Origin of the sequence: Paracoccus sp. SM22M-07, assembly GCF_001887735.1 — a bacterium.
Lineage (GTDB): Bacteria > Pseudomonadota > Alphaproteobacteria > Rhodobacterales > Rhodobacteraceae > Paracoccus.
The window spans coordinates 151,175-169,215 of sequence record NZ_JPKW01000004.1; the positions used below are offsets into that span (position 1 = coordinate 151,175).

At 66.5% G+C, this 18,041-nt stretch carries 17 protein-coding genes; 5 read left to right on the forward strand and 12 right to left on the reverse strand.

Going from position 1 to position 18,041, the window contains the following annotated elements:
- Positions 1-47 precede the first annotated feature (47 nt).
- Positions 48-926 (forward strand): methylenetetrahydrofolate reductase [NAD(P)H], encoded by an 879-nt coding sequence (gene metF, locus IE00_RS07655; protein ID WP_072296487.1) that lies wholly within the window; start codon positions 48-50, stop codon positions 924-926.
- Positions 927-945: 19 nt separating this feature from the next.
- Here metF and IE00_RS07660 read toward each other — a convergent pair whose 3' ends face one another.
- Positions 946-2,034, reverse strand: a complete 1,089-nt coding sequence (locus tag IE00_RS07660) for a DUF2235 domain-containing protein (protein WP_072296488.1) — start codon at positions 2,032-2,034, stop codon at positions 946-948.
- 35 nt (positions 2,035-2,069) lie between these two features.
- Positions 2,070-3,224 carry a type III PLP-dependent enzyme gene (locus IE00_RS07665; RefSeq protein WP_072296489.1) on the reverse strand — a complete coding sequence of 385 codons (1,155 nt, stop codon included), beginning with the start codon at positions 3,222-3,224 and terminating at the stop codon, positions 2,070-2,072.
- Positions 3,225-3,492: 268 nt separating this feature from the next.
- Between IE00_RS07665 and IE00_RS07670 the strand changes: the two genes are divergently transcribed.
- On the forward strand, positions 3,493-6,354 hold the full coding sequence (locus IE00_RS07670) for a valine--tRNA ligase (RefSeq protein WP_072296490.1): 2,862 nt from the start codon (positions 3,493-3,495) through the stop codon (positions 6,352-6,354).
- Between the two features lie 76 nt (positions 6,355-6,430).
- On the opposite strand, the gene IE00_RS07675 is transcribed toward IE00_RS07670, so the two are convergent.
- From IE00_RS07675 to IE00_RS07685, 3 genes are read right to left on the reverse strand one after another with little or no spacing between them, the layout of a single operon-like run.
- On the reverse strand, positions 6,431-7,534 hold the full coding sequence (locus IE00_RS07675; protein WP_072296491.1) for a pyridoxal phosphate-dependent aminotransferase: 1,104 nt from the start codon (positions 7,532-7,534) through the stop codon (positions 6,431-6,433).
- Between the two features lie 42 nt (positions 7,535-7,576).
- Positions 7,577-7,813, reverse strand: a complete 237-nt coding sequence (locus tag IE00_RS07680) for an Lrp/AsnC ligand binding domain-containing protein (protein ID WP_072296492.1) — start codon at positions 7,811-7,813, stop codon at positions 7,577-7,579.
- Between the two features lie 31 nt (positions 7,814-7,844).
- Positions 7,845-9,221, reverse strand: a complete 1,377-nt coding sequence (locus tag IE00_RS07685; protein WP_072296493.1) for an MATE family efflux transporter — start codon at positions 9,219-9,221, stop codon at positions 7,845-7,847.
- Between the two features lie 127 nt (positions 9,222-9,348).
- Here IE00_RS07685 and IE00_RS07690 point away from each other — a divergent pair, with 127 nt between their 5' ends.
- Genes IE00_RS07690 through plsY form a run of 3 tightly spaced genes read left to right on the forward strand, consistent with a single transcriptional unit; the run spans position 9,349 to position 12,169 of the window.
- Positions 9,349-10,308, forward strand: coding sequence for an aspartate carbamoyltransferase catalytic subunit (locus tag IE00_RS07690; protein ID WP_072296494.1), 960 nt, complete (start codon positions 9,349-9,351; stop codon positions 10,306-10,308).
- Between the two features lie 2 nt (positions 10,309-10,310).
- Positions 10,311-11,591, forward strand: a complete 1,281-nt coding sequence (gene pyrC / locus IE00_RS07695) for a dihydroorotase (RefSeq protein ID WP_072296495.1) — start codon at positions 10,311-10,313, stop codon at positions 11,589-11,591.
- Positions 11,588-12,169 carry a glycerol-3-phosphate 1-O-acyltransferase PlsY gene (gene plsY, locus IE00_RS07700; RefSeq protein WP_072296496.1) on the forward strand — a complete coding sequence of 194 codons (582 nt, stop codon included), beginning with the start codon at positions 11,588-11,590 and terminating at the stop codon, positions 12,167-12,169. Before pyrC ends, plsY begins: the two co-directional genes overlap by 4 nt.
- Positions 12,170-12,172: 3 nt before the next feature.
- Here the strand turns inward: plsY and IE00_RS07705 are convergent, their stop codons facing one another.
- The 7 genes from IE00_RS07705 to uvrC form a co-directional block, all read right to left on the reverse strand.
- On the reverse strand, positions 12,173-12,577 hold the full coding sequence (locus IE00_RS07705; RefSeq protein ID WP_072296497.1) for a hypothetical protein: 405 nt from the start codon (positions 12,575-12,577) through the stop codon (positions 12,173-12,175).
- 170 nt (positions 12,578-12,747) lie between these two features.
- Entirely contained in the window at positions 12,748-14,118 is a 1,371-nt protein-coding gene (locus tag IE00_RS07710) for a glutamate--cysteine ligase (RefSeq protein WP_072296498.1), read from the reverse strand.
- Positions 14,119-14,189: 71 nt separating this feature from the next.
- Positions 14,190-14,651, reverse strand: a complete 462-nt coding sequence (locus IE00_RS07715; RefSeq protein WP_072296499.1) for a hypothetical protein — start codon at positions 14,649-14,651, stop codon at positions 14,190-14,192.
- A gap of 98 nt (positions 14,652-14,749) precedes the next feature.
- Positions 14,750-15,184: a molybdenum cofactor biosynthesis protein MoaE gene (locus IE00_RS07720; protein WP_072296500.1), complete on the reverse strand. Its 435-nt coding sequence runs from the start codon at positions 15,182-15,184 to the stop codon at positions 14,750-14,752.
- A 4-nt stretch (positions 15,185-15,188) separates the two neighbouring features.
- Positions 15,189-15,440 carry a molybdopterin converting factor subunit 1 gene (moaD, locus tag IE00_RS07725; RefSeq protein ID WP_072296501.1) on the reverse strand — a complete coding sequence of 84 codons (252 nt, stop codon included), beginning with the start codon at positions 15,438-15,440 and terminating at the stop codon, positions 15,189-15,191.
- A complete protein-coding gene (gene pgsA, locus IE00_RS07730) occupies positions 15,430-16,062 on the reverse strand; it encodes a CDP-diacylglycerol--glycerol-3-phosphate 3-phosphatidyltransferase (protein WP_072296502.1) in 633 nt (210 codons plus the stop codon). Before pgsA ends, moaD begins: the two co-directional genes overlap by 11 nt.
- A gap of 88 nt (positions 16,063-16,150) precedes the next feature.
- Positions 16,151-18,001 (reverse strand): excinuclease ABC subunit UvrC, encoded by a 1,851-nt coding sequence (gene uvrC, locus IE00_RS07735; RefSeq protein WP_072296503.1) that lies wholly within the window; start codon positions 17,999-18,001, stop codon positions 16,151-16,153.
- Positions 18,002-18,041: the final 40 nt, after the last annotated feature.

The window sequence follows — 18,041 nt, forward strand, 5'->3', positions numbered from 1 at the left end:
ACGCGCTGCATCGTGGCACAAGTCCTGCGAACCGAAAGGATACCGACATGAGCCGCCAGACCCCCAAGATCAGCTTCGAGTTCTTCCCGCCCAAGACGCTGGATGCCTCGTTCCGGCTGTGGGAGACCGCGCAGGCGCTGGCGCCCCTGGGGCCGGAATACGTGTCCGTCACCTATGGCGCGGGCGGCACCACCCGCAAGCTGACCCACGAGGCCGTCACCACCATCAACCGCCAGTTCGGCCTGAACGTCGCGGCGCACCTGACCTGCGTCGAGGCCACCCGCGAAGAAACCATGAAGATCGTCCAGGATTACGCCGATGCCGGCATCCGCGAGATCGTGGCCCTGCGCGGCGATGCCCCGAAAGGCAGCGACGGCTTCAGCGCCCATGCAGACGGCTTTGCCAATTCGGTCGAGCTGATCGAAGCGATCGCGGCGCGCGGCGACATGACCATCCGCTGCGGCGCCTATCCCGAACCCCATCCCGACAGCGCCGATACCGATGCCGACGTGGCCTGGCTGAAGCGCAAGATCCAGGCAGGGGCCAGCAGCGCCATCACCCAATTCTTCTTCGACGCGGACACCTTCTTCCGCTTCCGCGACAAATGCGCGGCGACCGGCATCGACGCCCCCATCGTGCCGGGCATCCTGCCGGTCCAAAGCTGGGCGGGCACCAAGCGCTTTGCCGCGATGTGCAACACCACCGTCCCCGATTGGGCGCACGAGGCCTTTGATCTGGCCGCGCTGGACGGACCGGAGGCCGAACGCCAGCTGGCCACGGGCATCTGCGTCGATCTGTGCGAAACGCTGATCGCGGGCGGCGTGGACCGGTTGCATTTCTATACGCTGAACCGCCCCGAACTGACCCGCGATGTCTGCGCCGCGCTTGGCATCCGCCCCAAGGGCGGGCTGGAAGCCGTCGCCTGAAGGATATCCCGGCCCGTCCTCAGCGGGCGGGCCTGATGTCATGGGGCAGGTGGTCGTGCCGGGCAGGGTCCGGCGCGGCTTGCGCCACGGGCGCCGCGCCTGTCACGGGGGCCAGATGGTCGACCAGCTGCGCGGGCCCGCGATAGGGCAACGGAACGGTCTGATGCAGCGCCTCGGTCCGATAGCGGCCGACCAGGCGCGGCGTGCGGGCCAGGAACGCCTTGCCCCAGTGCCGCCACGATCCGATGGCGGGCGCGTCCGCATCGCAGGCGAACAGCCCCCGCCAGCCGACCGGCAGATCCAGGCCCACGCTTTCGGCCCGCTCCAGCATCCAGGTCAGGGGAATGTTCGCCAGCGGTCGGGCGAATTCGAAACCCGACAGCTGGCCGCCGATATCGGGATGGGCGCCGCGGAACCACATCTGTTCGATCCGCCCGGCGGCATGGTCGTCATCCCACAGCATCGGCGCGAAGGCGGCGCGGGTTTCATCCAGGGCCAGCGCCTGGAAGGCATGTTCGATCCCCTCGCCCAGATGGGCGTTGTGAAAGCGAAAGCGCGGCTCGGTCAGCATCCACAGCAGCGGCAAGCGGATGCCAAGCGCCATGACCGTGTCGAAACAGCCGACCATGCGGATCGGCGCGGCCGGATGGCATCGCCGCCCAAAGGCCGCCAGCGCCTTGTCGGACGCGCCACGCTGATAGAATCGCCAGGCCAGACGGATGTTGCGTTCGGTCGCGTGATGGGGCGTCAGCAGGCCAAGCCGCCCGATCATGCCGGCAAGGCTGCGCACCGAAAAGGCACCCCGCGAATACCCGATCAGGAAGATCCGGTCGCCGGGCTGATAGGCGGTGGCCAGCCAGCCATAGGCACGGGTGATGCGCGATTCCAGCGTGGTCCCCATCGCCAGCTCATGCAGGGTGCGCCAGTGATTCCATTGCTGGCCCATCACGTAATGGATGCGGCTGCGCCCCCCGACGGGGGGCAGGCCCAGCTGGCCGGTCAGCAGGCGGTGGATGCGGCCGATGGAACTGCGCCGTCCCTCGGCCAGCGAGGCGAAGGTGCCGTCCATCAGCAGGATATGGGTGGTGGCGGGGCGAATCGTGCTCATGCCCCCAAGCCTAACATGGGGGCATTAAGCAAATGTCAGGACAGTCGCATCACGGTCGCGCGCGTCATGGCCCCAAAGCCGTTGAAGCGCGTGTTGGTGACGGTCGAATAGGCACCGGCGCCGTGGAAGATGACGTAATCGCCTTCCTGCGTATCGGCGGGCAGGCCCAGTTCGCCCGGCAGGCGGTCGACGCTGTCGCAGGTCGGCCCGAAGATGACCCGCCCCGAGGCATCGGCCCCGCGCGGATTGCCCTGCGGATCCAGCACCTCGATCCGGTCGATATTGCCGATGATCGGCAATTCGGCCAGACCGCCATAGACGCCGTCGTTCAGAAAGACGTCGCCGCCATCGCGGATGCCCTTGACGCGGGTGATCAGCGAAAACGCATCGGCGCACAGCCCGCGTCCCGGTTCGCAGACCAGCGCGGGGGCGTCGGCGCCGAACATCTCGGTCGTGGTGTCGCCGATTTCCTGGAAGATCGACGCCAGATCGGGTTCCACCCCCACCACCCGGTGCGAGGGGAAACCGCCGCCCACGTTCAGGCGCACGGCCCGCACGCCGGCCTGGTCGCAGATGTCTTTGGCGACGCGGATATAGCTTTCCCAGGCGATCGGGTCGGTGCATTGCGTGCCCGGATGGAAGGTCAGCGACGGGACATAGCCGCGGCGCGCCACCTCGGACAGCAGTTCGGCAGCCAGTTCCGGGCTGGCACCGAACTTGGACCCGAAATCATAAGCCGCCCCCAGCACCGGCAGCTTGAAACGGGGCGAGATCTCGACCCCCTGCCCCTCGACATGGGTGGGCAGCTGGTCGAACAGCTTGTCCAGCTCGGACCGGCTGTCCACCGACCAGGACGTGATGCCCTGCTGCACCGCATGGGCGATCTCAGAACGGCCGCGCACGGGGTTGTGGTAGTGGCGGGCGGCATCGGGGGCCATGCGGCCGATCAGGTCGATCTCGAACGGGGAAGCCACGTCGAAGCCCTTGATGCCGGCCGCGACCAGGTTCTGGATGACGACCTCGTCGGGGTTGGACTTGACCGCATAGGTCACCAGGCCCGGAAAGCCGTCGATGAATTGCCGCGCGCGGTCCTGCAGAACCGTCGGCGCGAAGACCATGACCGGATGTTCCGGGGCAAGATGGCGAATGACATCCGCCGGATTATCCCAGACGGTCTTCTGTTGTCCCATTGCGGTTCCTTTCGCACAGGCAGGCTGTTGCAGATCAGTGATTCAAAACCCTAGGCCGCGCCTTAAGGTTCCGGACCCGCTCTTGCAAAGCCCGAAACGCGCCTTGGCGCAGATGTTACGAGGACAAGCACGGTGGTTGCCCGAAATCAACAGTTGCGGGTGCCCGGTGGCCGGTTTTCGCGCGTGGCACCCGCGCCTTCGCGCTGCGACGCACTTGGCCTTTGGCCGCGCATTCGCTAATCCGTCCTCAACAAAGGGGATCGCGACGATGACGATGGACAAAAGCTTTGACGCCAAGGCCGCCGAGGCCCGGATCAGCGCCGAATGGGAACGCAGCAATGCCTTTGCGGCAGGGGCCAATGCCCGGCGCAAGGAAACCTTCACGGTGATGATCCCGCCCCCCAACGTCACGGGCAGCCTGCATATCGGCCACGCCTTCAACAACACGCTGCAGGACATCCTGGTTCGCTGGCACCGGATGCGCGGTTTCGACACGCTGTGGCAGCCCGGCCAGGACCACGCGGGCATCGCGACCCAGATGGTCGTCGAACGCCGGATGGCGGAACGCCAGGAACCCGGCCGCAGGGAGATCGGCCGCGACGCCTTCGTCGAAAAGATCTGGGCCTGGAAGCAGGAATCGGGCGACACGATCATCAACCAGCTCAAGCGGCTTGGCGCGTCCTGCGACTGGTCGCGCAACGCCTTCACCATGTCGGGTGCCCCCGGTGCCCCTGCCGGTCAGGAGGGCAATTTCCACGATGCGGTGATCCGCGTCTTTGTCGACCTGTACGACAAGGGCATCATCTATCGCGGCAAGCGGCTGGTGAACTGGGACCCGCATTTCGAGACCGCGATCAGCGATCTGGAGGTCGAGAACCGCGAAACCCCCGGCCACATGTGGCATTTCAAATATCCGCTGGCCGGCGGCGAGACCTATGAATACGTCGAACGCGACGAGGACGGCACCGTCACCCTGCGCGAGACCCGCGATTACATCAGCATCGCCACGACCCGCCCCGAAACCATGCTGGGCGATGGCGCCGTGGCCGTCCATCCGGACGACGCCCGCTATGCCCCCATCGTCGGCAAGCTGGTGGAAATTCCGGTCGGCCCCAAGGCCACCCGCCGCCTGATCCCGATCATCACCGATGAATATCCCGACCCCGATTTCGGATCGGGTGCGGTCAAGATCACGGGCGCGCATGACTTTAACGACTACGAAGTCGCCAAGCGCAACAACATCCCGCTTTACGCATTGCTGGATACCAAGGGCGCGCTGCGCACCGACGGCCTGTCCTATGCCGAAAGCGCGGAAATCGCGTCCCGTGCGTCGAATGGCGAAGACGTTGGCGATGTCAGCAACGTGAACCTTGTGCCCGACGACCTGCGCGGTCTGGACCGGTTCGAGGCCCGCAAGCGTGTGATCGACCAGATCACCGCCGACGGTCTGGCCGTGACCTATCTGCACAAGGAAATCGAAAAGGAAACCGGCGCCGAGCATCTGGAGCGCCGCCCCGTCATCGACAACAAGCCGATCATGCAGCCCTTTGGCGACCGGTCCGGCGTGGTGATCGAGCCGATGCTGACCGACCAGTGGTTCGTGGACACCCAACGCATCGTCGGCCCAGCACTGGACGCGGTCCGCGACGGCCGCACCCAGATCCTGCCCGAGCAGCACAAGAAGGTCTATTTCAACTGGCTGGAAAACATCGAGCCATGGACCATTTCCCGCCAGCTGTGGTGGGGCCACCAGATCCCCGTCTGGTATGACGAAGAGGGCAACCAGTATTGCGCGCCCACCGAAGCCGAGGCACAGGCCAAGGCCCCCGGCAAGGTGCTGACCCGCGACCCCGACGTGCTGGACACCTGGTTCAGCAGCGGGTTGTGGCCCATCGGCACACTTGGCTGGCCCGAGCCGACCGAGGCGTTGAAGAAGTATTTCCCGACCGACGTGCTGGTCACCGGTTTCGACATCATCTTCTTCTGGGTCGCCCGGATGATGATGATGCAGCTGGAGGTGGTGAAGGACATCCCTTTCCACACCGTCTATGTCCACGGGCTGGTGCGCGACGAAAAGGGCGCCAAGATGTCCAAGTCCAAGGGCAACGTGATCGACCCGCTGACCCTGGTCGATGATTTCGGCGCCGACGCGCTGCGCTTTACCCTGACCAGCATGGCGGCGATGGGCCGCGACCCCAAGCTGGGGCCGAAGCATGTCGAGGTGAACCGCAATTTCGTCACCAAGATCTGGAACGCCACGCGTTTCGCGGAAATGAATGGCGTGCGCGGCGGCGCGGCCCGCCCTGCGCCCAGCCACACCGTGAACCGCTGGATCATCGGCGAGACCGCCCGCATCCTGATGGCGACCGACGAGGCGCTGGCATCCTATCGCTTCAACGATGCGGCGACGGGGCTTTATGCCTTTGTCTGGGGCAAGGTCTGCGACTGGTACGTGGAATTCGCCAAGCCCCTGTTCGACGGCGATCATGCCGAGGAAACCCGCCAGACCATGGGCTGGGTGCTGGACCAGTGCTATCTGATGCTGCACCCGATCATGCCCTTTGTCACCGAAGAGCTGTGGGCGCTGACCGGCGACCGCAAAGGCATGCTGGTCCATGGCGACTGGCCCGAACTGGGCGCCGATCTGATCGACGCGGATGCGGACCGCCAGATGAACTGGGTCATCGCCCTGATCGAGGCCGTGCGATCCGCGCGTTCGCAGATGGGCGTTCCCGCTGGGGCAAAGCTGGACCTGATCGTGACCGAGGCCGACGCCGCCGCCCGCGCCGCGCTTCAGGCCAACGCCCCGCTGATCGAGCGTCTGGCGCGGGTCAACACGCCGGTCGATGGCCAAGCCGGCAAGGGCATGATCGCCGTGTCGGCGCAGGGGGCCAGTTTCGCGCTGCCGATCGGCGACGTGATCGACGTGGCGGCCGAGACCGCACGCCTGCAGAAGTCGCAGGCGAAATCGGTGAAGGATGCCGAAGGGCTGCGCAAGCGTCTTTCGAACCCCAAATTCGCCGAGAATGCCGAAGCCGGGGTGATCGAGGAAACCCGCGCCAAGCTGGCGGCGCTGGAAGACGACATCGCGCGGCTGGCCGCGGCGCTGGACCAGCTGGCGGCGATGTGATCACGACCCCTTTGGCGGGGGCGCCTGTCTTGATGACAGGTGCCTCCGGCGGGGGTATTGGGACAAAGGAGAAGCCTTAACCGGCGTTCAGGTCGTCCAGTGCCTTGGGCAGGACGACCGACAGCAGGTCCAGTTCCTGGGCGGGGCCGCAGCTGATGCGGATGCAGCGGTTCAGGGGCGCGACCCCCGGCATGCGGATGAAGACGCCGCGGTCCTGCAATGCCTTGACCAGATTTGCAGCGTAGATGCCGTCGCGGTCGGTATCCACCGCCACGAAATTGGTCGCCGAGGGCAATGCCGTCAGCCCGTTCTGGCGGGCGATCTGGCCGATGCGGTCGCGCGCGGTCGCCACCTGATCCTGCACATGGGCCAGCCAATCGGTATCGGCAAGGGCTGCCAGGGCGCCTACCTGTGCGATGCTGTTCACGCCGAAATGGTTGCGGATCCGGTCGAAGCCCGCGATCAGGTCCGGCGCGCCGATGGCATAGCCGATCCGTGCGCCCGCCAGGCCGTAGGCCTTGCTGAAGGTCCGCATGCGGATGACGCGCGGATCGTCGGGGGCGATGTCGGGGATGGCGTCGCGAGGGGCGAATTCGGCGTAAGCCTCGTCCAGTACCAGCAGGCAGTCGCGGGGCAGCCCATCCAGCATCGCGGTGATCGTGGAACCCGAATGCCAGCTGCCCATCGGGTTGTCGGGATTGGCCAGATAGACCATCCGCGCGCCCGTCCGGTGGGCCAGGTCGATCAGCGCCTGCGGGTCTTCGCGGTCGTCGCGATAGGGCGCCTTGTGCAGCACGCCCGCATAGCCCGCCACGTGATAGTTGAAGGTCGGATAAGCCCCTTCGGATGTCACGACCGCGTCGCCCGGCGCGATCATCAGCCGGACCAGCACGCCCAGCAGCCCGTCGATGCCTTCGCCGATGACGATGTTTTCGGGCGCGGCACCCAACCTGGCCGCCAGGGCGTGGCGCAGGTCGTGGCTGGGCGCGTCGCCGTATTTCCAGACCTGCGACACGGCATCCTGCATGGCCCGGATGGCGCGGGGGCTGGGGCCGAAGCCGTTTTCATTCGCGCCCAGTCGCGCGCCGAAGGGCTTGCCGCGCTGGCGTTCAAGCGTTTCGGGGCCGACGAAGGGAACGGTCGCGGGCAGCGAGGCGGGGATGGGGGCAAATCGAGTCATGGGTGATTGATGCCCGCAACCCGCCCCGACCCGCAAGGGGGTTCAGAAGGCCCGGAAGGTCATCGTGGTCAGGGTGCGGCTGATATGGGGAATGTCGAACAGCTTGTCCGACAGGAAGCGGCCCACATCCTGATCCTCGGGGATGTAGACCTTGGCCATCAGGTCGTAATCGCCCGATGTGGAATAGAGCTCGGACACGATCTCTCGGTCATAGATGGCTTCGGCGACCTGATAGGTCCGGCCGGGCTCGCAGCGGAACTGGACGAAGACGGGGCGCATGATATCCTCCGGTGGGTCGTGTCGCGGCAGGTTAGACCGCGGCGCGCGGCAGGGTCCAGTCCCCCCGCGCATGGCCGCGCCAGAACCGCCACATCAACAGGATCGAGGCCAGCGTCAGCCCCACGCACAAGCCCAGCCACAACCCCGCAGGCCCAAAGCCCAGCGGGAAGGCCAGCAGATAGGCGACCGGCATGCCGACCCCCCAATAGCTGAACCCCGCCATCCACATCGGCACATTCGTGTCATGGACGCCGCGCAGGAAGCCAAGCGCGATGACCTGGAACGCGTCGGTCAGCTGGAACAGCGCGGCATAGAGCAGCAGGCTGGCGCCGATGGTGACGATCAGCGCCGCCTGCGGGTCGTTGGGGTCCAGATACATCCGCACCAGTTGATGCCGGAACAGCAGATAGATCGAGATGGCGATCGCCGCGAAGACCAGCGACATCCAGATGACGGTGATCGCGGCATCGCGCATCCAGGCGCGGTCGCCCCGCCCCTTGGCCTGCCCCACCCGCACGGTGGCGGCATTGGACAGCCCCAGATGCGCCATGAAGGTGATCGAGGTGATCTGCAGCGCGATCCCGTGGGCCGCCAGCTGCGGAATGCCGATCCAGCCCATCATGATGTTCGAGGCGACGAACAGACCCCCTTCGGCCACCATGGTGATGCCGATCGGCCAGCCGATGCGGGCGATCTGGGCCATGGCCTGCCAATCGGGACGCCAGAAGCGCTGGAACAGGTGGTAATGCCGCGCGATGGGCAGCCAGCGGGCATAGAGAACCAGCAGCACCAGCTGGACGATCTGCACGCTCAGGCTGGCGATGGCCGCGCCCTGCACGCCCAGTTCGGGCGCGCCCAGATTGCCGAAGATCAGCACCCAGTTCAGCGCCACGTTCAGGGGCAGGCCCGCCAGCGTCACCCACATCACCACCTGCGTGCGTTCCAGCGCCGCCAGATAGCTGTTCAACGTCAGCTGGCCCAGCACGACCCCCAGGCCCCAGCCCGCGATGCGCAGGTAATCCTGGGCCAGGGCGGACACCATGGGCGTCTGGCCCAGCGACAGCAGGATCGGTTCGGAAAACCACATCAGCGGCATGGTCAGCAGCGCAAACCCCGCCGACAGCCACAGGGCCATGCGGGCGCCGCGGCGGACCTCGGTCTCGTTGCCGCTGGCGATGTGGCTGGCGATCAGCCCCATCACGCCGGTTCCGAAACCCATCCCCAGAAAGAACAGGATATGGAAGAAAGACCCCGCGATGATAAGGGCGGCCAAGGGCTCGACCCCGTACCAGCCCACCATGACGGTATCGCCCACGCCGATGGCCATGCGGGCAAGATGGCTGCCGATCAGCGGCAGGCCAAGCGACAGCGTCGCAAGGATATGGGGGCGATAACGTGACATCTGCATGGCTCTGCCAATATCCGCGCGCGGCCAACCGGGCAAGCGATCTTTGCACCACCTGCAAATGCCCTGCCCGCTTGCCGCACGGCCCGCCATCTGCGATAGATCGCCGACCCCGACTGAAAGGCTGAACATGAGCTTTCGCGCCCGCCACCTGCTGGGCATCGACCATCTCAAACCCGCCGAGATCGTGTCGCTGCTGGACCTTGCCCAGGACTATGCCGCGCTGAACCGCAGGACCGTCAAACATTCCGATGCGCTGGCGGGCATGACCCAGATCAACATGTTCTTCGAGAACTCGACCCGCACCCAGGCCAGCTTCGAACTGGCAGGCAAGCGGCTTGGGGCGGATGTGATGAACATGGCCGTCAGCCAGTCATCGGTGAAGAAGGGGGAAACCCTGATCGACACGGCCCTGACGCTGAACGCCATGCAGCCCGACCTGCTGGTCGTGCGCCACCCCCATTCGGGGGCGGTGAACCTGCTGGCCGAAAAGGTGAATTGCGCCGTCATCAACGCGGGCGACGGGCGGCACGAACACCCGACCCAGGCCCTGCTGGACGCGCTGACCATCCGCCGCGCCAAGGGCCGGCTGCACCGCCTGACCATCGCCATCTGCGGCGACATCGCACATTCCCGCGTGGCGCGGTCGAACCTGATCCTGCTGGGCAAGATGGAAAACCGCATCCGCCTGATCGGGCCTTCGACGCTGATGCCCGCGGGCGTGGCCGATATGGGGGTCGAACTTTTCGAGGACATGCGCGAGGGGCTGAAGGGCGCCGATGTCGTCATGATGCTGCGCCTGCAGCGTGAACGCATGGACGGCGGCTTCATACCGTCGGAACGCGAATATTACCACCGTTGGGGTCTGGACGCCGAAAAGCTGGCGCTGGCCGCCCCCGATGCCATCGTGATGCATCCGGGGCCGATGAATCGCGGCGTGGAAATCGACGGCACCATCGCCGACGACATCAACCGCAGCGTCATCCAGGACCAGGTCGAGATGGGCGTCGCCGTCCGCATGGCGGCGCTGGACCTGCTGGCACGAAACCTGCGCGCCGAACGCGGCCGCATTGCCGAGGGCGAGGCGTGATCATGGACCAGTTCTTCACCAATGCCCGCCTGATCGACCCCCAAACCCAGACCGACGACATGGGCAGCCTGCTGGTCCGCGACGGCGTCATCATCGGGCGCGGCGGTGCCGGCGATGCCGCCCCCGAAGGCGCGACCGTCATCGACTGCCATGGGCGGGCGCTGGCCCCCGGCATCGTCGACTGGGGCGTGAAAATCGGCGAGCCCGGCGAACGCCACAAGGAAAGCTTCCGCAGCGCCGGTCTGGCCGCGGCGGCTGGCGGCGTCACGACCATCATCGCCCGCCCCGACACCCTGCCCCCCATCGACACCCCCGAGGCGCTGGAATTCGTCGCCCGCCGTGCTGCGGACGCGCCCGTCAACATCCACCACATGGCCGCCCTGACCAAGTCGCGCGAAGGAAGCGAGATGGTCGAGATCGGCTTTCTGACCGATCTGGGCGCCGTGGCTTTCACCGATGGCGTGCGCGTCGTACGCGACACCAAGCTGCTGACCCGTTGCATGACCTATGCGCGCGGGTTGAACGCCCTGATCGTCGGCCACCCGCAAGAGGCCGGCCTGTCGGCCGGGGCGGCGGCGACCAGCGGCAAATTCGCCTCGCTCTTTGGCATCCCCGCCGTGTCGCCGATGGCCGAGGTGATGGGTCTTGACCGCGACCTGGCGCTGGTGGCGATGACCGGCTGTCGCTGGCATGCCGACCAGATCACCACGGCGGCATCGCTGCCGGCGCTGGAACGGGCGCGCAAGGCGGGGCTGGACGTGACGGCGGGCATCTCGATCCATCACCTGACGCTGAACGAATTCGACGTGGGCGATTACCGCACCTTCTTCCGTTTCACCCCGCCCCTGCGGTCCGAGGACGACCGTCAGGCGATGGTGCAGGCCGTGGCGGATGGCGTGATCGACGTGATCGCCAGCTTCCACACCCCGCAGGACGAGGAATCCAAGCGTCTTCCCTTCGAGGCCGCCGCCCCCGGCGCCGTCGGGCTGCAGACCCTGCTGCCCGCCGCGCTGCGCCTGCACCACCAGGGCGGGCTGTCCCTGCCGCAGCTGTTCCGCGCCATGTCGCTGAACCCCGCACGCAGGCTGGGCCTGCCCGCAGGCCGCCTGTCGGATGGCGCGCCCGCCGACCTGATCCTGTTCGACCCCGACGCGCCCTTCCTGATGGACCGCTTCGCGCTGTTGTCGAAGTCCAAGAACACGCCCTTCGATGGTGCCCGCATGCAGGGCCGCGTGATCGGCACATGGGTCGCGGGCCGCCGCGTCTTCGGAGAAAACACATGACCCTGATCCTGTGGACCCTGTTCGGCTATCTGCTGGGCTCGGTGCCCTTCGGCCTTGTCATCACGCGCGCCCTGGGCCTGGGCGATCTGCGCCAGATCGGGTCGGGCAATATCGGCGCGACCAACGTGCTGCGGACCGGAAACAAGCCCGCCGCCCTGGCCACCCTGCTGCTGGACAGCGGCAAGGGGGCGATCGCGGTGCTGCTGGCGCGTCATTTCGCGGGCGACAGCGCGGCGATACTGGCGGGGGGCGCGGCCTTCCTGGGGCATTGCTTCCCCGTCTGGCTGGGCTTCAAGGGCGGCAAGGGCGTGGCGACCTTCCTGGGGACGGTGCTGGCACTGCATTGGCCCCTGGGCCTGATCGCCTGCGCGACATGGGCCGCCACGGCAGCGGTCACCCGCATCAGCAGCCTCAGCGCGCTGGTCGCAGCGCTGGCCGTTCCGGTCGTGGCGCTGCTGACGGGACGGGGTGATCTGGTCGCCGTCACCTGCTTCATGACGGCGCTGATCTTCATCCGTCACCACGCCAATATCCGCCGCCTGATTGCCGGGACCGAACCCCGCATCGGCCGCAAATAGGGATCAGCGTTCGGCGACCAGCGACCGCCCCGCGGGGCGCGCAGGCCGGATGGGGGCGGGCTTCGCCGGCGCCTGTTGCGGCTGCGGCTCGGCGAAATTCGTCGGGGTAAAGGGGGCGGGCGCTTCGGTGGCGGGACCGACGGCGCGCAGTTCACCGCCGCGCAGGGACATGCGGCGCAGCGCCTCGGCGCCTTGACGGGCCGAGGAGGCCATCGAGATCAGCGCGAGGCAGGCCCCCGCCATCAGGATCAGAACCGCCAACCCGACGACGCCCAGAAAGACCGGCAGGGGGGGAACGCCCTCGGCCTGGTTCAGCTGGACCGCGATCCCGCCCACCAGCGCCAGGACACCAAGCGCGAAGACCGCGGCGACCAACCGCCCAATCCATTGCATCCCATCTGCGCGCATCGCCTTGCCCCATATCCTGTTCAGATCATCAACGCCACGGGTGCCACCAAGCCGCGGCTGTTTCAAGCCGCGCCCCGCTCACCTTCCCGTGCATCCGGCTGCCCCGGACCGGCCGCGCGGGGGGTCCGGGGGGCGCAGCGCCCCCGGCCGTCGCGGGACGCAGGATGGCGTCAGTAGGAATACTCGTCATAGATCCGGCTCAGATCGCCGGCCCATTCGCCACGGTACTTCTCCAGCAGCTCGTCCGAAGGCACCTTGCCGCTGTCGACGCTTTCCTTCAGCGCGTTCAGGAAATGCGTCTCATCGGGGACCAAGCCGTCATTGCCGGGGCGGGCGCGGTTCTTCAGGCCCTGCTCGGCGATGGCCAGCACCTCGCGCGACAGGTCGTGCAGGTTGATCTTGCCCACCTGCCCCTGCAATCCGTCACGACCGGCGGCGATGCGCAGCCCTTCGCGGGTCTCCGCGTCCCAGCCCTTGATCAGGTCGGTCGCCGCATCCAGGGCCTGCTGGTCATAGGTCAGGCCGACCCACAGCGCGGGCAGCGCGCAAAGGCGGCGCCACGGGCCGCCATCGGCACCGCGCATCTCGATGTATTTCTTGACACGGGCTTCGGGGAAGACGGTGGTCATGTGGTCGGCCCAATCCGACAGGGTCGGCACCTCGCCCGGCAGGGCAGGCAGCTGGCCCTTCAGGAAATCGCGGAAGCTCTGGCCAAGCGCGTCGATATATTTCCCATCGCGATAGACGAAATACATCGGCACATCCAAGACGTAATCCACCCAAGCCTCGTATCCGAAACCGTCCTCGAAGACGAAGGGCAGCATGCCGGTCCGCGCCGCATCCAGGTTCTGCCAGATATGGGCGCGCCAGGATTTCATGCCGTTGGGCTTGCCGTCCAGGAAGGGCGAATTGGCAAAAAGCGCGGTTGCCACCGGCTGCAGCGCCAGCGCGACCCGCATCTTCTGGACCATGTCGGCTTCGGATGCGAAATCCAGGTTCACCTGCACGGTGCAGGTCCGGTACATCATCTGCGTGCCCAACGTGCCCACGCGACCCATATAGTCGGTCATCAGGCGATAGCGGCCCTTGGGCATCATCGGCATCTGGTCCTGCCCCCAGATCGGGGCCGCGCCAAGGCCGATGAAGCCCGCGCCGATATCGGCGGCCACGGCCTCGACCTCGGCCAGGTGGCGGTTCACCTCGTCGCAGGTCTGGTGGATGGTTTCCAGGGGTGCGCCCGACAGCTCCAGCTGGCCGCCCGGTTCCAGGCTGACATTGGCGCCGTCACGTTCCAGCCCGATCAGGTTTCCGGCTTCCAGCACCGGGCTCCAGTTGAACCGGTCGCGCAGCCCTTCCAGCATCGCCATGATCGAGGCCCGGCCTTCGTAAGGCAGCGGCAGCTTGTTGGCATCGTCATAGCCGAACTTTTCGTGCTCGGTGCCGATCCGCCACTGGTCCTTGGGCTTTTCGCCGCTGGCGATATAGGCCGCCAGCTGGTCGCGATGTTCGATGGGGCCTCCGCCCTGTTGTGGAATGGACATGGGTCTGAGGCCTCTCTGGCGTTTACGTGTGGGTCACAGGTGGCAATCGTCAAGGGCCGAGTCAAGCCGCCTCAGACCGGCCTCCGCCAAACGGTGCGGATTGCGTCATCCTTGTCGGCCACCTGCGCCAAGGCATGCGAGACCATTCCCATGTCCAGTCCCGGCAGCGCGGTGAAGGCATCCGCCAGCGCCGAAGCACCCGCGGCATCCGCAGGCACCAGCAATGCCTCGGCGCTGATGCTGCGCAGCCGCCAATGGGCACGGCCCTCGACCCGCAGCAGGCGGATCTCCGACAGGTCGCGCAGGGCGATCTCTCCTCCGCGTTCGGTGGCGCCGTAATAGCGGATGGCGCCTTCGACGACCTCGACCACGCCGGGGGCGCCGATGGGGCGGCGGAACGGGCTGCGGCGGAATGCACCGACGGCCAGCACCCCCCCGATCACCATGACGCAGCCGCCGACCAGCGCCAGGAACCAACCGCCCAGCAGCGCGACATAGAGGCCCAGAAGGAAGACGGCGGCAAAGACCAGCATCTCGGCCCGGTCACGGACCCATTGGCGCAGTTCGGGACGGATGGCTGGATTCCTTGTGACAGAGGGCGGGATCTTGGGTATTTGGGCAAAGAAGAAATCTACCAGCGGTTCAGCGCATCCTCGTCGCTGGATTTCGCGGTGACCCATGTGGCGGTACCATCGGCGGCGATTTCGCGCTTCCAGAAGGGGGCGCGGGATTTCAGCCAGTCCATCAGGTAATCCGCGCCCTGAAAGGCCGCGTGGCGGTGACGGGCCGCGGTGGCGACCATCATGATCGGGTCCCCGACGGGGATGCGCCCATGGCGGTGGATGATGCGCCAGTCGGTCAAATCGAATCGCGCGGCCGCCTGCCTGCCGTAATCCTGCAGGGCGCGTTCAGTCATGCCGGGATAATGTTCGATCTCGAGCGCCGCCATCAGGCCGGTATCGTCGCGCACCACGCCGGTGAAGGTGACGATGGCGCCTGCCCCCTGCCCGAAGCCTGCCATTTCGGCGGCGAGGTCGAAGGGGGCGGTCTGGACGCGGGCGGTCATGGGGTCAGCCGCCGGTCATCGGGGGGAAGAAGGCGATTTCACGCGCGGAACCGATGGGGCTGTCCAGATCGGCCAGTTGCTGGTCCACCGCGCAGCGCAGCGAGGCCATGTCGGCAAAGGCTGCCGCATGGCCGTCGGACCGCGCCGTCAGTTCGGCGATCAGCTCGCGCACCGTCGCCGCATCGGTGGTGACGGTTTCGCGCGGCTGGCCCACGCGTTCGCGCAGCCAAGCGAAATAGAGGACCTCAAGCGTCATTGGCGGGTTCCCGAAGATAGGGCAGCGCCTTGATGAAATAGTCCCAGCCGGTCCAGGCCGTCAGCCCTGCCGCGATCCAGATCAGGATCAGGCCCACATGGGTGGCCACCGCGTCAAGGCTGGCCGACCAGATGATGCCCGTTTCACCGACGCGCGGCGACTGGCCCTGTGCGACATAGGACAGGCCCGTGCCCAGGAACAGGACCGCGATGGCGACCATCTGCAGGGTGGTCTTCCACTTGGCCAGGTTGGTCACGGCCAGCTTGCGGGACTTGTCGCCCAGAAATTCGCGCAGGCCCGACACGAAGACCTCGCGGAAGAGGATGATGGTGACGGGCAGGATCAGCCAGGGGTTCATGCCCGAATAGCCGGTGATGACGACCAGCGCGATGACGACCATGGCCTTGTCGGCGATGGGGTCCATCGCGGCGCCGAACCGGCTTTCCTGTTTCCAGGCGCGGGCCAGATAGCCGTCGAACCAGTCGGTGATTGCCGCCAGCAGGAACAGCGTCAGCGCCGCCCAATCCGCCCAGGGGCGTTGGAAATACAGGAACATCAATGGGACGGCCGGGGCCGCGCAAAGACGCAGAAGGGTCAGGATATTGGGAAGGGTCCAGCGCATGACCGCAAGCTAGTCCGTGCCGCGCCAGTTTGAAAGGGGCAAGGCATGCCCCGTCATCAACTTGTCGCCCGATAACGCGATGGTGCGGTCAACCCTTGACGTGGAAATGGTCATAGACCTTCTGCGCCATCGCCGCCGAAATGCCCTCGACCGCCTGCAGATCGGCCAGCCCTGCCCGTCCGACGGCCTTGGCGCTGCCGAAATGGGTCAGCAGCGCGCGTTTCCGCGCCGCCCCCACGCCCGCGATTTCGTCCAGGGGGTTCGACATGGCCGATTTGGCGCGCTTGGCGCGATGCGTGCCGATGGCCCAACGGTGGGCCTCGTCGCGCAGGCGTTGCAGGAAATACAGCACCGGGTCGTTCATGCGCAGGGCGAAGGGGCGCTGGCCGATGCGGTGGAACTCCTCCTTGCCGTGGTCGCGGTCCTGGCCCTTGGCGACGCCGATCATGGCGATGTCCTCGACGCCCATCTCGGCCATGATCTCATGGACGGCGCTGACCTGACCGGCGCCGCCGTCGATCAGCAGCAGGTCGGGCCAAGCTTCGGACTGTCGGTCGGGGTCCTCCTTCAGCAGGCGGGCAAAGCGGCGGGTCAGGACCTCCTTCATCATGCCGAAATCGTCGCCGGGCGTGATCTCGGTCCCCTTGATGTTGAACTTGCGGTACTGGCTTTTGACAAAGCCCTCGGGTCCGGCGACGATCATCCCGCCGACGGCATTGGTGCCCATGATGTGGCTGTTGTCATAGACCTCGATCCGGCGCGGAGTGGTGGGCAGGTCGAAGGCCTCGGCCACGCCCTCCAGCAGGCGCATCTGGGTGGCGCTTTCGGACATGCGCCGCGCCAGGCTTTCGCGGGCGTTGCGGGTGGCGTTGGTGACCAGCTCGGATTTCTCGCCGCGCTGCGGGACCATCACCTCGACCTTGCGGCCGGCGCGGTCGGACAGCACGTCGGCGGTCAGGTCGGGGTCCTCGGGCGGGTGGGACAGCAGGATCAGGCGCGGCGGCGGCTTGTCGTCATAGAACTGCATGATGAAGGCCTGCATCACCTCGTCCGGGCTTTCGGCCCCGCCAAGGCGCGGATAGAAATCGCGGTTGCCCCAGCTTTGGTTGCCGCGGATGAAGAAGACCTGCACGCAGGCCTGCCCCCCTTCCATATGCAGCGCGATGATGTCGGCCTCGGCTACGCCCTTGGGGTTGATGGCCTGCACCGATTGCACGGCGGTCAGCGCCTTGATGCGGTCACGCAGCGCGGCGGCGCGTTCATATTCCATGTTCTCGGCGGCCTCGGCCATCTCGGTCTTGAGGTCGGCCTGGATGGTCGTCGACTTGCCCTGCAGAAAACGTTCCGCATCATTGACCAGCGCATTGTAATCGGGCGCGCTGATCCGACCCACGCAAGGCCCGCTGCAGCGCTTGATCTGGAACAGCAGGCAGGGGCGGGTGCGCGATTCGAACGTGCTGTCGGTGCAGTTGCGCAGCAGGAACACCCGCTGCAGCTGGGTCAGCGTGCGGTTCACCGCGCCCGAGCTGGCGAAGGGGCCGTAATAATCGCCCTTTTCGGACCGCGCGCCGCGATGCTTCTTGATCTGGGGATAGTCGTGCGACTTGGCCACCAGGATGTTGGGGAAGGACTTGTCGTCGCGCAGCAGCACGTTGTAGCGCGGCTTCAGCTGCTTGATCAGGTTCTGTTCAAGCAGCAGCGCCTCGGTCTCGGTGTTCGTGGTCAGGAACATCATGCTGGCGGTCTCGCGGATCATCCGCGCGATGCGCCCCGAATGCCCCGATGCACGGGCATAGTTCGACACCCGCGCCTTCAGGTCGCGGGCCTTGCCGACGTAAAGCACCGCCTGGCTGGCATCCAGCATTCGATAGACGCCGGGGCTGCCGTCAAGCGTGCGAAGGTAATCCTGGATCAGGGCGTGGCCGGTTTTTTGGGTCATGTCGCTAAGAAAGTGATTCTGGGGGGCTGCTGCAAGTTCC

Coding starts and splice junctions, on each gene's coding strand:
- metF (WP_072296487.1), top strand. CDS start 48: ATGAGCCGCCAGACCCCCAAGATCAGCTTCGAGTTCTTCCCGCCCAAG.
- IE00_RS07660 (WP_072296488.1), bottom strand. CDS start 2,034: ATGAGCACGATTCGCCCCGCCACCACCCATATCCTGCTGATGGACGGC.
- IE00_RS07665 (WP_072296489.1), bottom strand. CDS start 3,224: ATGGGACAACAGAAGACCGTCTGGGATAATCCGGCGGATGTCATTCGC.
- IE00_RS07670 (WP_072296490.1), top strand. CDS start 3,493: ATGACGATGGACAAAAGCTTTGACGCCAAGGCCGCCGAGGCCCGGATC.
- IE00_RS07675 (WP_072296491.1), bottom strand. CDS start 7,534: ATGACTCGATTTGCCCCCATCCCCGCCTCGCTGCCCGCGACCGTTCCC.
- IE00_RS07680 (WP_072296492.1), bottom strand. CDS start 7,813: ATGCGCCCCGTCTTCGTCCAGTTCCGCTGCGAGCCCGGCCGGACCTAT.
- IE00_RS07685 (WP_072296493.1), bottom strand. CDS start 9,221: ATGCAGATGTCACGTTATCGCCCCCATATCCTTGCGACGCTGTCGCTT.
- IE00_RS07690 (WP_072296494.1), top strand. CDS start 9,349: ATGAGCTTTCGCGCCCGCCACCTGCTGGGCATCGACCATCTCAAACCC.
- pyrC (WP_072296495.1), top strand. CDS start 10,311: ATGGACCAGTTCTTCACCAATGCCCGCCTGATCGACCCCCAAACCCAG.
- plsY (WP_072296496.1), top strand. CDS start 11,588: ATGACCCTGATCCTGTGGACCCTGTTCGGCTATCTGCTGGGCTCGGTG.
- IE00_RS07705 (WP_072296497.1), bottom strand. CDS start 12,577: ATGCGCGCAGATGGGATGCAATGGATTGGGCGGTTGGTCGCCGCGGTC.
- IE00_RS07710 (WP_072296498.1), bottom strand. CDS start 14,118: ATGTCCATTCCACAACAGGGCGGAGGCCCCATCGAACATCGCGACCAG.
- IE00_RS07715 (WP_072296499.1), bottom strand. CDS start 14,651: ATGCTGGTCTTTGCCGCCGTCTTCCTTCTGGGCCTCTATGTCGCGCTG.
- IE00_RS07720 (WP_072296500.1), bottom strand. CDS start 15,184: ATGACCGCCCGCGTCCAGACCGCCCCCTTCGACCTCGCCGCCGAAATG.
- moaD (WP_072296501.1), bottom strand. CDS start 15,440: ATGACGCTTGAGGTCCTCTATTTCGCTTGGCTGCGCGAACGCGTGGGC.
- pgsA (WP_072296502.1), bottom strand. CDS start 16,062: ATGCGCTGGACCCTTCCCAATATCCTGACCCTTCTGCGTCTTTGCGCG.
- uvrC (WP_072296503.1), bottom strand. CDS start 18,001: ATGACCCAAAAAACCGGCCACGCCCTGATCCAGGATTACCTTCGCACG.